This window comes from Pedobacter caeni, assembly GCF_900129215.1.
Taxonomy (GTDB): Bacteria; Bacteroidota; Bacteroidia; order Sphingobacteriales; family Sphingobacteriaceae; genus Pedobacter; species Pedobacter caeni.
Genome location: NZ_FQUQ01000001.1, coordinates 711,333 through 725,516 on the forward strand (window position 1 = coordinate 711,333; position 14,184 = coordinate 725,516).

Here is a 14,184-nt window from a genome sequence, read left to right on the forward strand (position 1 = left end):
CTTATAATTGGATTACCTTTGTAATCCAATTATAACAAAATGAGTTGTCAGATTCTCCGTTCTTTCAGGAGTGATATGGATGATTTTATCTTCTTTTAAAGGCGCTTTTTATAAGCTCTTTTTGCAAGGATATAAGCCAGGAGCATAATACCGGTGCACCAGGCCAATGCCAACCATATTTCATTGCCTACAGTCTGGTTCGAAAGCAAGGCACGGATGCTTCCCACGATCGAAGTCACAGGTTGATTTTCGGCAAAGATCCGAACAGGTCCAGGCATTGATTTGGTAGGTACAAAGGCTGAGCTGATAAAGGGCAGAAAGATAATGGGGTAGGAGAAGGCAGTTGCTCCGTCTACAGTTTTTGCTGATAGTCCGGCAATGACTGCGATCCAGGTTAAGGCAAGTGTGAAGAGTGTCAGTATTCCAGCTACTGCCAGCCATGAAAGTACCCCTGCAGGAGAACGAAAGCCCATGATCAGGGCCACCAGGATGATGACGATAACAGAGATGAAATTAGAGACCAGTGAGGTCAGCACATGGCCCCAAAGCACTGCAGATCGTGCAATTGGCATGGAATTGAACCGCTCCAGTATGCCCCGCTGCATATCCAGAAACAAGCGGTAGGCCGTATAGGATACGCCACTGGCAATTGAGATCAACAGTATACCTGGCAAGAGGTAGTTTACATAGTTATCTGTACCAGTTTGGATGGCACCTCCAAACACATAGACAAATAGCAGCATGAACATAATGGGCATGATCGTTACGGTGATGATGGTGTCCATGCTTCGAAGGATATGGCGCATGGAACGTCCAAGCATTACATACATATCGCTGAAAAAATAGTTCTTTGTCGTTTCCATTATATTTCCTCCTTTTTACCTACGATGGAGAGAAATATTTCTTCCAGTGTTGGTTGTTTTTCAATGTATTCTACTTTTGCCGGCGGGAACAGTTTTTTAAGCGCTCCAAGTGTACCGTTCACAATGATTTTACCCTCGTGAAGAATGGCAATTGTATCAGCGAGTTGCTCTGCTTCCTCCAGGTACTGGGTGGTAAGAAATACGGTTGTACCGTTATCAGCAAGTTCTTTTACAATCTTCCAAACCTCAATCCGTCCTTCAGGATCAAGGCCGGTAGTCGGTTCGTCCAGGAAAATGACCTGAGGTTTTCCTACCAGGCTCATCGCAATATCCAGTCTTCGGCGCATACCTCCTGAGTAGGTGGCTGCGCTACGGTCTGCAGCTTCTGTCAGACTGAAGCGTTTCAATAAATCCTCAGCAACCTTTTGCGGATGGCTAAGGTGCCTCAAACTGGCCATCATAATCAGATTCTCCCGACCGGTCAAAATCTCATCTACCGCTGTAAATTGTCCGGTGAGACTGATGGACTCCCTTACATTGCCGGGTTTAGCAGATACATCGAATCCATTCACCGTAGCGTGTCCACTGTCTTGCTTCAGCAGTGTACTCAGAATTTTAACGATCGTTGTCTTGCCTGCTCCGTTAGCCCCAAGCAGGGCGAAAATACTACCTGTTTTTACTTCAAAATCTACTCCTGTCAACACAGGGATGTTCATATAGGATTTTTTTAATCCTTGTACCGAGATGGCGATTTCATTTTTTGTCATGATTCATTTCCTCCTTTATACTTTATACTTCAAATACCGTAATGCCAGTTAAATCTACTTTCCCGCCTTTCAGAAATTCATAGGTCATGCGGTCTGATTGGCAATTCACAAAGCTGACCCGCTTTAAACTATTGTTTTTGAAGAAGGTATTGGTTAGCCTTGTATTCTGGAAGGTCACCTTTTTAAAGCCACAGTTTTCAAAATAACAATCTTCCAGAGCACCCTCAAAAAGGAGTTCTTCTATCCGTGTTCCAATAAAGGAACTGCGATTCCATACTGCATTTACAATAGCATTGCTCAGAAAAGCTCCGGACTTAAACACAATTCCGGTGAAATTGGTATCGCTGAAATCGCAACTGTCGATATGAGTTTTTGAAAATTCAGCTTCTTTAAGGGAACAATTCTTAAATATACTGTTGGCTATACTGGAATTCAGCATGTGACTGTTGCTGATGTCGGAATTGCTGAAGTTACAAGCATCGGCATGATTACTTTTTAGCAGCTTCAGACCAGTAAGATCAGCGCCGGAGAAATCGCAACCGTTGATATAGCTCTTTGAAAACTCAGCTTCTTTAAGGGAACAGTCCTTAAACGAATTGCTAAGCAAGTTGGAATTCTGAATGTGACTCTTGCTGAGGTCAGAATTTGAGAAATTGCAGCTATCCACATTATTCCCTTTTAGCAGCAGACCAGACAGCTCTGAACCAATAAACAGGCAATGCTGCATGTTGGAGGAGCTGAATTTTTCCTGGAGGTTTTTCAGTCCGGAAAAGTCGGCATCCAGCCAGTTTCCGTCAGACATGTCCCAGCTTAATTTTTTCACCTGGTTTTCGGCGGGCAATTCATCTGTTGGTTTAATCAAAGGTTCAAAGGGCGTCAGCTCCCTGGTCTGAGATGGCATGCTTTCCGAAAAGTAGTTCAGGTCTACATCCAGGATTTCTGCGAGATGGTTTAAGGTAATGATATCAGGCATTGATTCGCCGCGTTCCCATTTCCCAACTGCCTGCGGACTGATAAATAGTTGCTGGGCAAGCTGGGCCTGAGAAAGGTTTTTCTTCTTTCTTGCTTCGGTAATTTTAGTACCAATCATTTTAGCATTTAACATAAATTCGATCTTTTTAAATTATTGTTTCGACCTTACAAAGGTATCCTGATGCCTTTCCGGAATCACTAAAAAAGCAAGAACATTTAGTTGTAATTACGCTAATTATAGTTGTAATTTAACAACTAACAGTTGTATTTGATCAAATTTAAAGATGAGGCTTTGTTTATGAATTGATTTGGGCTGTTATTGGCAGAAAAAGAAAGATTTGTTTATTTTTTTAACAATAGCTTCAGCTGGTCTTTTTCAAAATAAATAACCCCGGCCAGGAAAAGGAGTAATCCGCTATTTCCAATGTAAATGTTCCTGTTAAATACCCAAAATGAAAGTGTTACAATAACAACAGAAGTCATCAGATAAGCCAATATGCTCTTTAATTTATAAGGGATGGGATAATATTTTTGACCTAAAATGTAAGATAGTATCATCATTGCAAAATAGACTGTCATGGAAACCCATACCGAGCCCATATAGCCGTACTTAGGAATCAGCATAAAATTAAGAACAATGGTGAGTACCGCGCCTATCCCTGAAATATACAGACCGAATTTTGTCATATCGGATAGTCTGTACCAAACTGACAAATTCATGTATACCCCAAGACATACATAGCCAAATAATAAAAATGGCACCGCCTGAAGACCGTCCCAATATTCAGCTATATTCGTTTTACGGCCACTGATAAAATATTTGAGCATTTCAATGTTGGCGACCAATGCAATAAAGAGGATACTGAGTGCGATGACAAAATAGTATAGAATTACGGCATAATTCTGTCGCGCATTGGCATTTCGTGCATGACTAAAGAAAAAGGGTTCGGCACCAAGCCTGAATGCAGTGATAAAAATGCTCATGAATACTGCGATTTTGGAAACAGCCCCCAGTATTCCGACAGCTTTATCTGCAGCAGACTTTTCAAGTAATCCGCTCAGAGCAATCCGTCCCAGATTCTCATTTACGATAAAAGATAAGTTGGCAATCAGGATTGGCCAGGAATAGGCGATCATTTTTGCAAACAATGGGCGGTCAAATTTTAGCTGTAGTTGTGAGATTTCCGGTAACAACAGCAGTAATGTCACTATACTTGCAATTAGATTAGAAAGGAAAACATAGCCTATCCATTGATGTCTGTACCAGGATTCCAGCCATTCTGCCATTGGCCAGTGATTCCTGATGACCATTGGCAGCAGGAAAATGAAAATCAGATTCATGAAGACGAAACAACCAATGTTTAAAAATTTGATCAGGCTATATCGAAAAGCTTTTTGGTCTGCTCTGAGTTTTGCAAAAGGGATGACGCATATGGCATCCACAAAGAGGATCCATAAGAAATATTGCACAAAGCTTTTGTAGTCTGCAAGTCGGTCAGCGCCGTTTGAAAGGTAAATGGCTATTGGTTCGTTAAAAATGATCCCGGTAATCAGGAATAATAACGCAATAAAGGCAACGCAGAGGAATGAATTGTTATAGACCAGCTGTTTCTTATCTTCATGCTTGTTCAGGTAGCGGAAAAATGTACTCTCCATACCAAAGGCCAGGATCGCGTTGATCATAGCGGAATAAGCGTATAATGTGGTAAAAATACCATAGGTGACGGCAGGATATGTTCTGGTGTAAATTGGGGTCAGGATAAAATTCAGCAATCTTGATAAGACGGTACTGATACCATAAATAGCGGTTTGCCCAACAAATTTTTTAAGAATCGACATTTGGTTATATCTAAATAATCAGGATCAGCAATTAAGGGTTCATTCGAAAATATTCTTGTAATGGGCCTAAGGCAAACACAGGTAATGTACTCAATGCATTAAGCAGGATAATGACCATGAAGAGAAACAAACCAAATGTGACAGTTTCGGTTTTTAATACACCAGCTGAACTTTCTGTGTATTTTCTTTTGCTGATCATAGCGGCGATGATCAGGACGCCAATGATTGGAACAAATCGTCCACTTAACATTGCGATTGATGTACTGAGGTTCCAGAAAGCGGTATTATCGCCTAATGATTCAAATCCACTGCCATTTCCGGCAGTTGCGGATACATATTCATAAAAGATGGTGCTGAATCCATGAGCTCCAGTATTCGAAAGCCAGCCTAGAGTTTGATTGCCGCCGGGTGTCTCATTGATCACGAAACAGGCTATTGCTGTAAGCACCAGGGGGATCATAATTTGTAGCACTGCCACCCCGGTAGCAACTTGCATTTCTACTACTCCGATTTTCCATCCGAGTAAAACCGGAGTACGGCCAATCATTTGACAGCCTAAAAATACCGCTACAATCAAATAATAGAAGATATTGATCAATCCTGTTCCCAGCCCACCAAAAAATCCATCTACCTGCATACCAGTCAGCATTGGAATTGCTGACAGTGGCATATAGCTATCGAGCATTGAAGTAATCGTTCCTGCGGGAACTACCGCATTTTCACCACTATAGAAGCTGGTGTAATAACTCCCAAACCGGATTTCTTTTCCTTCCATATTACCAGGGCTGTTGTCTATTCCCATTTTGGAGATCATTGGATTCCCATTTACTTCCTGCCAGATAATGGGAATGGTAATGAGTACCAATCCAAGGGTCATGACGCCAAAGATCATGTTGCTGAATTTTCTGTTTTCAAGAAAATAGCCGATAAAAAATATGAAGGCCATAGGTAACAACAATACGATTATATAATGGATACTGTAGCTGATGGAATCAGGGTTTTCGAATGGATGGGCATTGTTTGTACCAAAATAGCCTCCTCCGTTAGACCCCAGTTCTTTAATTGGGATCATGGCTGCTACGAGCCCTGTCGCGACAACGGTGCTGTCGCCTTGAAGCGAAACAACAGTATCTGGACGACTGAAAGTCATGGGCATACCCCGGAACATGAAAAAGGTTGCTGCAATGAGCGATAAGGGGAGGAGTATCCTTGTACAGGAGCGGAGAAAGTCTACATAAAAGTTTCCCGGGCCCTGACTGGTTTTCCGGAGGCAGCGGATAATGGCCACTCCAACCGAAAGACTGGCAGCAGCACTTAGAAATTGCAAAAGGGTAAAAACAGCTATTTGTGAAAAATAAGTTGAGCCGGTTTCCCCCGAGTAGTGTTGCTGGTTGGTGCTGGTGATAAAACTTACCACCGAATGTAAGGCTAAAGTCCATTCCATTGATGGGTTTCCTGCGGGATTCAGGAAGAACCAGCCTTGAGTAAGCAATACAGTGAAGCCATATAAAAGCCAGACCGTGTTGAGCAGGGCAAAGCAGATAAGATACTGCCTGATGTTCATATGAACAGAAGAATCAACCTTGATCAGCCTGAATATTTTCAATTCAATTTTTGTGAGCAATCCGGGACGGGAAAAATCATGCTGATACACTTTGTTCATGTATTTGCCTAATGGCCAGGCAAGCAAGATCACTACGCTAAACAAGATGAGCGAACCGATGATATCAATAATCATAAAGAAGATGTGCTTATTTTTTAATGTTTACTATTTTGCCTGAACTGGAGGATTGATTAACCAAATTCCTTGTCGTTCGGATGAGCAGAGCTTTGATGGCGGTAAATTTTCCTGTAGAAATCTTTAGCCTTGAAAATGAGGTAAAAACATAATGCTCCAAAGAGAAGGAGTATTAAACTGAGGATGATAATTGCAGGCTGAATGTTGAGGATTCTGATGGTGATTCCCATCAGAATGATGAAGAGGTAAAAAAAAATGAGGTAGTAGAATGGCTTTACTTTCCTACATCGCCGGACCATTCTCCTTTTTTCCTGTATTGTTCGAATCCGTTCCATTTTTTATAGTTTAGGTTTTGATCGGTTTTAATTTAGAAGGCGCTATGCCAATTGCATTCCATTTAATGTGGGTTATCTGTAATTAATTGATTTTAAATGCGATAATGAATTTGTTGTTTGTTTTTTATGAAATAAAACTTACCATTTTGGTAGGTTATTTACTGAAATGACAAGAAGTGCCAGCCTGGAATGGCAATGTCCGGTTATTTTATAGCAGCTGAAAATGGAGAAATATGGCATAAAAAAAGCCGTCTTTTCAGACAGCTTTTTTTATCATCACGATTTGATTTCAGTTATTTTTTAATAGTTAGTTTTTGATTGACTATAGTGGATATAGGGCCGCAGTTGCTTGTTTATCTTTAGTTGATAAAACAGTAGCACCACTTCCACATTGTCCGCCGTTCATCAATGATGAAGCGTCAGTTCCTCCAACTCCCGGCACATCAATACTGGTTGATTGATTGGTGTGTTTAAAAGAGATGGTATGTCCAAACTCATGTGTAATTGTTCTTGTACGTTGTGCGAAAGAGTTGTTTTTGATCAACTCCTGATTGATCCACACTACGCTACCTGCTTTACCATTACTGGTAGATAAGTACGCTTGTCCGCAAGTTGAGCTTCCGATGGTATTGTCTACTTTGATCAGAATATCATAAGTACTGCCGGTAGTAAGTACGAATTTAATTTTAGAGTTAGGAACGTTATTCCATTGCAGGATTGCAGCATCAATTTCAGCAGCCATACTGGTGATAGACGGATCAACTTTAACACGAATATTATTCGCAGCAGTTACCAGGTAACCATTGTAATACTGTTCTGTTTTCGGTTGTCCATTGTCTGCCGGAACTTCCATGTTTTTATCAAAGACCATATCTCCATCAACGACATACCTGTCTCCACTTGACACGATTTGTCCGTCTGTGAATCCCAGGCTTTTGATGTAGGCAAGAACTTTGTCATTTTGCTCAGTTTTAACTTCCTGATCTGCAGGAGCATCATTTTTCTTTGAGCATGAGGTAATTAAAATAGCGAATACTGCGATGAGAGCAATGTTTTTAAATTGGTTTTTCATAATTTGAATTTTAGGGATGATCGTGATGATATTACAATGTAATAATTATTTTACGAATATCGCTCAGTATCATCCCCAAAATTTTAAATTATAAGGAGGCCATATCGATCACGAAACGGTAGCGAACATCTCCTTTAGTCATGCGTTCATAAGCTCCCTGAACATCTTTGATGTTGATCAGCTCTATATCAGAGACAATATTGTGTTCCGCGCAGAAATCAAGCATTTCCTGGGTTTCTTTAATCCCTCCGATACCAGATCCGGCAATACTTTTTCTGCCGCCAAGCAGACCGAATACCGGCACCTCAACTGGTTTAGAAGGAGCACCAACACAGATGTGTACCCCATTGGTTTTAAGCAATTGAAGGTAAAGGCTGTAGTCGTGGTCAGCAGAAATGGTATCAAGAATAAAGTCGAAGCTTCCACTGGCTGATTTTAATTGCTCTTCATCTGTAGTCACTACGAAATGATGTGCACCCAGCCTTCTGGCATCTTCTTCTTTGTTGGGAGAAGTGCTCAATACGGTCACTTCAGCGCCAAATGCCACGCCAAACTTAACAGCCATATGCCCAAGACCACCTAAACCAAGTACGGCTAATTTATGTCCTTTTCCTACCTTCCAATGTCTTAATGGGGAATAAGTCGTGATTCCTGCACATAGCAGTGGGGCGGTAGCTGCGAGGTCTAATTGCTCCGATATGTGAAGAACAAATTCTTCCCGAACAACAATGGTGTTCGAATATCCACCATAGGTTGGTGTTTTTCCATCCCGTTCCAATGAGTTATAGGTACCGGTTGCCCCTTCAAGACAATATTGCTCCAGGTCTTGTTTGCAGTTCTCACAAACCTGACAGGAATCTACCAAACACCCTGTTCCAGCAAGTTGGCCTACTTTAAAGTTCTTGACATGATCACCAACCTTTACAATTCGGCCTACGATCTCATGTCCCGGAACCATAGGGAAAATCCCAGGGAACCAGTCGTTGTTGATCTGATGCAAATCTGAATGACAAACACCACAATATAAAATATCAAACTGCACATCATGTGGTCCGACTTCGCGACGTTCGAAATCCCATGGGGCTAATTCTGCATTGGCACTTTGTGCCGCATACGCTTTTGTTTTTATCATAATTCATTAAATTATGGGAGTAAAAGTAACCTAAAAATGAGATTCAAAAACTACAAGAATCAAACAATAGATTGCGAATATCAAACAAAGAACAGATCATAGTTTTTTTGCTATATTAGAAGGTGAAATGTCATCTGGTGATAACTTGAAAAATAGTATGAGAATAAAAATATCGGCAGTTAATGTCCTCAAAAAAATATTGATTCTGTTTAGTTTTTTTGCAGGTGCTAAAAATTTACAGGCTCAGGAAAATATTAAAATAGGTAATCTCCTGGAGATTTATAACCAGGATAGTCTAAAAGTTTACCTCAACTCTGTAGGAAGAATCGTGAATGAAAAAAAAGCGAAATTTGTAAGAATTGGAAAAAGAGATCCTGTTTTTATGAATGTGGTCAGCAACTTCATAGATTATGATCTTAAAGGAAATGTAATTTTTAAGGGTACCATGTCAAATAACTATCTCAACGGTAGCGCGGTCTATTTTCATAACAGTGGTAAGATTAGCGAAGAGGGGAATTACAAGGATGATGTCCGGGTTGGTGTATGGAAATATTACTATCCAGATGGCAAATTATCTAAAGTGCTTGAGTTTGAAAACGGTATTATGACCATTAAAGAAGCATATTCAAAGAAAGGAGCGGTTGAGGTGATAGACGGCAATGGCAAAACTTTCTTATTTGTTTCCTATTTCAGGCAAGTTATTCCTTATGAAGCTTCCGGGACCGTTAAGAACGGTAAGATGAATGGAAAATGGAGATTACACTCATCAGAGACCAACAGAGACATTACTACAGAAACTTTTGAGAATGGACTTTTTATTAAAGGAGAGGATGTCTCATATGTTAACGGAAGTCAATCCTACAACGATTATCCAAGAATTGTACTGAACAGATTTTATCCGAATGAAGCAGTTGACTTTTCACATGGGGAAGATGCTTTGTCTGACAAGAATAGTATAAAATTATGGGAATATAAAGGAGCATTAGGTCCCGGAAATATTTATAAGCTGCTGTTGGCTTCTATTAACGGCAAGTACAAATTCCCACTTGCAGACCAATGGGTGATAATGGGCTTTAAAATTAATGAGAATGATAGCATATCACACATTAATATCTCTTCCTCCATTCATGATGAGACATTCAATAAATATTTATACCATATTTTTGCAAAAAGCAGTGGCTGGAAATCAGCAGAAGTCAATGATAAAAAAATCGCAACAGATGTAATCTTTAGCCTGATTGTTAAAGAGAAAAAAATTGTTTTACCAGCATTCCTTATTGATTACAGGATGCAGAAACTTCAAAAGACATGGGAATTTGCACTACCTGAAATCCCGGCTTATGATAGCAATCCTGAGTAACCATATCAAAGATCATATGGATTTCCGGAATGCAAGGGGAGTGACCATCGCTATTTTCTTAAAATAGTTGATAAATGCAGGCAACTCGTCAAAACCAAGCGACCAGGCAATTTGAGAGATGGTCCAATCCGTGTGCATCAATAGGGATTTGGCTTCCTGAACAACTCTATGTGCAATTAACTGGGAAGTGGTTTTAGCAGTTGTTTCCTTAAGAGAACGGTTTAAATGATTTACATGTATGGATAATTGTTTAGCAAAGTCGTTTGGAGCACGGAATTGAATCCGGCGGGTTAAGGATTCAACAGGGAATTGTCTTTCCAGTAACTCTGTAAAAAGAGAAGCGACTCTTATGGTCGCATTGGCATCATTATATTGATAACTACTGGCTGGTTTCATCTTTAAAGCACTATAAACCAACTCGCGGACCAGATTTCTCAATACATCATATTTGTACGTGAAGTCGGATTCTATTTCTTCCATCATCCTGAGGTAAAGCCTGCTGATTTCAGGTACCTGTTCTTCAGAAAGCATAAAAACAGGACTCTCACCCGGTTTAAACATGGGATAGTCTTTAATATGATCATGATTAAAAAAAGAATCGGAAAAAACGCAGAAAAAACCGGTGATATCCGCACTTTCACCTTCCCATGCATATGGGATCTGAGGATTTGTAAAGAGTAAGGCACTCTTTTCGAATGCGATCGCTTTGTCTGCATAATAGAGCTTAAAGTTGCCCCTGATTAAACTGATCTTATAAAAATCCCGCCGGGTATAAGGGACGCAACCTGTAACTGAACAGGTTAAATCTTCAAGTCTGAAAACATTAAACTGACCGACTTCTTTTTTTAGATTTCCAGGCATCCAATCTAAGTGGTCCTGACGGAGCTCTTCTGGTTGCAACTCTTGCTTCATGCTCAATGATACAAAAATCAAATAATAAATGCCAACGGATTATAGAAAAACAAAACACCATTTAGCAAAAAGCGGATAATAAATGAAATAGGACAGATGCTAAGCAAATTGCTACAATTATAAGATATCCATATTTTTCTTTGCAAAAAAATAACTAATATAGTACAACCATGTTTCACCTTAGAAACAATTTTCTCACTAAATAAATTAAAAAATGACAGTTACTTATATGATGCTGGCCTTTACCTCAATTTACCTTGCAGGAACCTACCTTTACTATAGGTATAGCGTAAAAAAAGGGCAGGTATTTCGCTACAAACCCATCTTTTTACTAATTATTGGCCTATTGTTTTTGCTATCTTTATACGGAAGTATAGTGAGCAAGCCCTTCAACGAAATTGTTCCATTTATCCGGTAAAAAGTAATCACGCTGAAGACCCTGAATTAATTAAATTTAATATTGTCATAGTTGAATACCGAAAAGATCTGGCTTCTTTGCAGTATGAATATGGGCTTATTGCTTTTTTTTGATTGCATTTGATCAATGCCCGATAAGTAGGCATGACTTGTCACTTCCTTATGGAATACTTATAAGAAAATCATCATGAGTAAAACTAAAACTTACTCAATGAAAAGAAATCTACTCGTCATTCTCTTAACTTTTATCACTTTAGTCGGATCCGCACAACATTTAATCAAAGGAAAAGTAATCGACGAGAACAATCAACCCATAATTTCTGCCAGCATCCTTCTTCAGAAAAAATCAGAAAAATCCATTGTACAAACCAGCATTACCGATAGCACCGGGATCTTCCTGTTGAATCCTAAGCAAACCTTAGAACATCAACTGGTCATTAGTGCCGTAGGCTTTGAATCTACGTTCGTAGATTTACCTCATGCCCTTCATCAGGATACCATTTTGCTTGTCAGGTTAGCCAGTCAGGGCAAGCAATTAAAGGAAGTAAATATTGACGTTAAGGCGCCACTAATCGTCCGTAAAACAGACCGGATTTTATTCAATTTAGAAAACAGCCTGTCCGCCATTGGCGGAGATGGGATTGATGCACTGAGCAAGGCGCCCGGCGTTCGCGTCAATGATAATGGTATCAATATCGTCGGAAAGAATAGCATTAAAATCATGGTAAATGATAAACTGATCCAGCTTTCGGGGGTTGATCTGATCAACTATGTGAAATCGATCCCCTCTGGCAATATCAAAAGAATTGAAATCATCACAAATCCCTCTGCACGTTATGAAGCAGACGGAAACTCCGGCCTGATCAACATTGTATTAAAGCAGAATGGCGAACAGGGCTTCAATGGCATGATCAATACTGGTGGTATTATGGCCAGCAGATATACCGCTGGCCTGACAGGGATTTTTAATTATAACCAGGGTAAGCTTCACATCAGCAGTAACCTGAGTGGTGTTTATTTGAAAATAGAATCTAAGTCTTCTTCAGCTTTTTCCGGCCCAAAAAGCTTATGGGAGCGACAGCTGGATGAGCTGACAACTGGAAAGGGTGGAAGAGGAGACGTCAGGGTGGATTACGATCTAACCACAAACACAACAATAGGGGTAAAGTATATGGAAGGTGCACGTCTTTACACCATAGATTCGAAAGAGGATGGCACATTCTATGCCCCAGGTCGGCTTTTAGATTCCACATTAATGCTTACAGGCAAAGATAAATTGAAGTATACGTTGAGAAACTTTGAATTCTATCTGGATCATAAAATTGATACCTCAGGAAAGAAAATAGAGTTTACTTCTAACTATTTTAAATACGGAACGATTGATAACAATCATTTTCAAAGTAAGAGTTATACGCCTGAGCAGAAATTGTTAAATAATTACCAGCCTGTTGACCTGGCTCAGGATGAGCGGTTTGACATTTTTTCCAGCAAAATAGACCTCAGCTTACCCTATAAATTCGCTATTCTGGAGTTGGGGGCCAAAGTCTCCAATATCAAAAGTAAAAACGACATGGTCTATGAGCGTGGTTCTGATGCAATGGTGCATAGCAATAACCTATTCGACTATAAAGAAAACACACAATCATTGTATGCAGCGGCAGATAAGAATTTCAACAAATGGAGCATCAAATTGGGTTTAAGGATGGAGATGACCCAGACTACCGGACGTTCCTCGCTACAAACACCCGCACACAAAAACGATTATGTCCAGTTGTTTCCTACTTTTTATCTGAAGCATAGCCCGAATGAAAACAATGTTTTCTCCTTTACTTACGGCAGGAGAATTAACCGGCCAGATTACAGCCTGCTGAATCCAGCCAGGCTTTATAGCGCCGTTAATGTCTACGAGGAAGGAAATCCGTTCCTGAAACCATCCTTTAGCAATAATTTCGAGTTGAGTTACAATTATAAAGATTGGTTGAGTACTTCTGTTTACTCCAATTTTGTTTCCAATGGATTTAGCACCCTAAACTTTTTCGATCCTCAAAGCAACATTCAATCCCGTGTACAACGGAATTATGCAAATTCAGTGACCATAGGTCTGAGTGAAACACTGACCGTCAATAAAATAAGCTGGTGGGAGAACAACAATCAGTTGAATATTTATATGGAAAGGTCTAAATCAAACGGGGCAATTGCCGAAGGAACGTTAAAACAATGGAGCGGCTATGTCTCGACGGACAATACTTTTACCCTCAACACAAAGAAAACGTTAATGGCGAATGCTAGATTTTGGTATCAGTTCCCTGAAGTAGCTAACCGATTGATCAGTTCAGCTTATTATGCAACTGATATAAGTTTAAGAGCGATGTTTATGGACAGAAAATTAACTTTTTCCCTCAATTCATCTGATATTTTCAAAACCAGTCAGCGGAAGTATAAGGGCGTTCTCAATGGTGTGCATCAGTTCAATACAGCATATAAAGACAATAGAAAAACAATGATCAGCATTCTTTACCGTTTTGGAAACAGCAAACGAAATAAAGCATCCAGAAATACCGATGATACAGAAACCAATCGGATCAAGCAGGGAATTTAATTGTCTCTTTCATCAAAGGACTATTCCCTTGATTTACTTTGACCTTGATTTTTGTGAAAAGTGCCGGATATTTAAGCTAATTCTCCTGCAACTTGGCCAACCGATTTGCTCAAAGGAAACAACTCGCTATATTTGGGATGGTAACGTTCTTTTGCATGAATAGAACTACGATGCAGAG

The 14,184-nt window shown here is 39.9% G+C and carries 12 protein-coding genes; 3 read left to right on the forward strand and 9 right to left on the reverse strand.

Annotated elements, in window-relative coordinates; genetic code table 11:
• Positions 1-95: 95 nt before the first annotated feature.
• The 8 genes from BUC20_RS02940 to BUC20_RS02970 all read right to left on the reverse strand — a co-directional run bounded on the left by BUC20_RS02940 (position 96) and on the right by BUC20_RS02970 (position 8,718).
• The gene (locus BUC20_RS02940; protein WP_073227192.1) at positions 96-863 is read right to left on the reverse strand and encodes an ABC transporter permease; all 768 of its coding nucleotides are present in this window, start codon (positions 861-863) and stop codon (positions 96-98) included.
• Positions 863-1,630, reverse strand: a complete 768-nt coding sequence (locus tag BUC20_RS02945; protein ID WP_073227194.1) for an ABC transporter ATP-binding protein — start codon at positions 1,628-1,630, stop codon at positions 863-865. The genes BUC20_RS02940 and BUC20_RS02945 overlap by 1 nt, the downstream gene beginning before the upstream one ends.
• 22 nt (positions 1,631-1,652) lie before the next feature.
• On the reverse strand, positions 1,653-2,735 hold the full coding sequence (locus BUC20_RS02950; protein ID WP_073227197.1) for a pentapeptide repeat-containing protein: 1,083 nt from the start codon (positions 2,733-2,735) through the stop codon (positions 1,653-1,655).
• Positions 2,736-2,944: 209 nt separating this feature from the next.
• Positions 2,945-4,441: a lipopolysaccharide biosynthesis protein gene (locus BUC20_RS02955; RefSeq protein WP_084528477.1), complete on the reverse strand. Its 1,497-nt coding sequence runs from the start codon at positions 4,439-4,441 to the stop codon at positions 2,945-2,947.
• Positions 4,442-4,472: 31 nt separating this feature from the next.
• A complete protein-coding gene (gene kdpA / locus BUC20_RS02960) occupies positions 4,473-6,179 on the reverse strand; it encodes a potassium-transporting ATPase subunit KdpA (RefSeq protein ID WP_073227199.1) in 1,707 nt (568 codons plus the stop codon).
• 56 nt (positions 6,180-6,235) lie between these two features.
• Positions 6,236-6,514 (reverse strand): hypothetical protein, encoded by a 279-nt coding sequence (locus BUC20_RS33670; protein WP_143166681.1) that lies wholly within the window; start codon positions 6,512-6,514, stop codon positions 6,236-6,238.
• Between the two features lie 322 nt (positions 6,515-6,836).
• The gene (locus BUC20_RS02965) at positions 6,837-7,586 is read right to left on the reverse strand and encodes a M57 family metalloprotease (RefSeq protein ID WP_073227202.1); all 750 of its coding nucleotides are present in this window, start codon (positions 7,584-7,586) and stop codon (positions 6,837-6,839) included.
• 88 nt (positions 7,587-7,674) lie between these two features.
• Complete coding sequence (locus BUC20_RS02970) at positions 7,675-8,718, reverse strand: NAD(P)-dependent alcohol dehydrogenase (RefSeq protein ID WP_073227204.1); 1,044 nt, start codon at positions 8,716-8,718, stop codon at positions 7,675-7,677.
• 157 nt (positions 8,719-8,875) lie between these two features.
• Between BUC20_RS02970 and BUC20_RS02975 the strand changes: the two genes are divergently transcribed.
• Positions 8,876-10,078, forward strand: a complete 1,203-nt coding sequence (locus tag BUC20_RS02975; RefSeq protein ID WP_159441044.1) for a toxin-antitoxin system YwqK family antitoxin — start codon at positions 8,876-8,878, stop codon at positions 10,076-10,078.
• Positions 10,079-10,090: 12 nt separating this feature from the next.
• Here the strand turns inward: BUC20_RS02975 and BUC20_RS02980 are convergent, their stop codons facing one another.
• Positions 10,091-10,990 carry a helix-turn-helix domain-containing protein gene (locus tag BUC20_RS02980; protein WP_073227217.1) on the reverse strand — a complete coding sequence of 300 codons (900 nt, stop codon included), beginning with the start codon at positions 10,988-10,990 and terminating at the stop codon, positions 10,091-10,093.
• Positions 10,991-11,204: 214 nt separating this feature from the next.
• Between BUC20_RS02980 and BUC20_RS02985 the strand changes: the two genes are divergently transcribed.
• Positions 11,205-11,408 (forward strand): hypothetical protein, encoded by a 204-nt coding sequence (locus BUC20_RS02985; protein WP_073227220.1) that lies wholly within the window; start codon positions 11,205-11,207, stop codon positions 11,406-11,408.
• A gap of 210 nt (positions 11,409-11,618) precedes the next feature.
• The gene (locus tag BUC20_RS02990; RefSeq protein WP_159441045.1) at positions 11,619-14,006 is read left to right on the forward strand and encodes a TonB-dependent receptor; all 2,388 of its coding nucleotides are present in this window, start codon (positions 11,619-11,621) and stop codon (positions 14,004-14,006) included.
• The last annotated feature ends 178 nt before the right edge of the window (positions 14,007-14,184 follow it).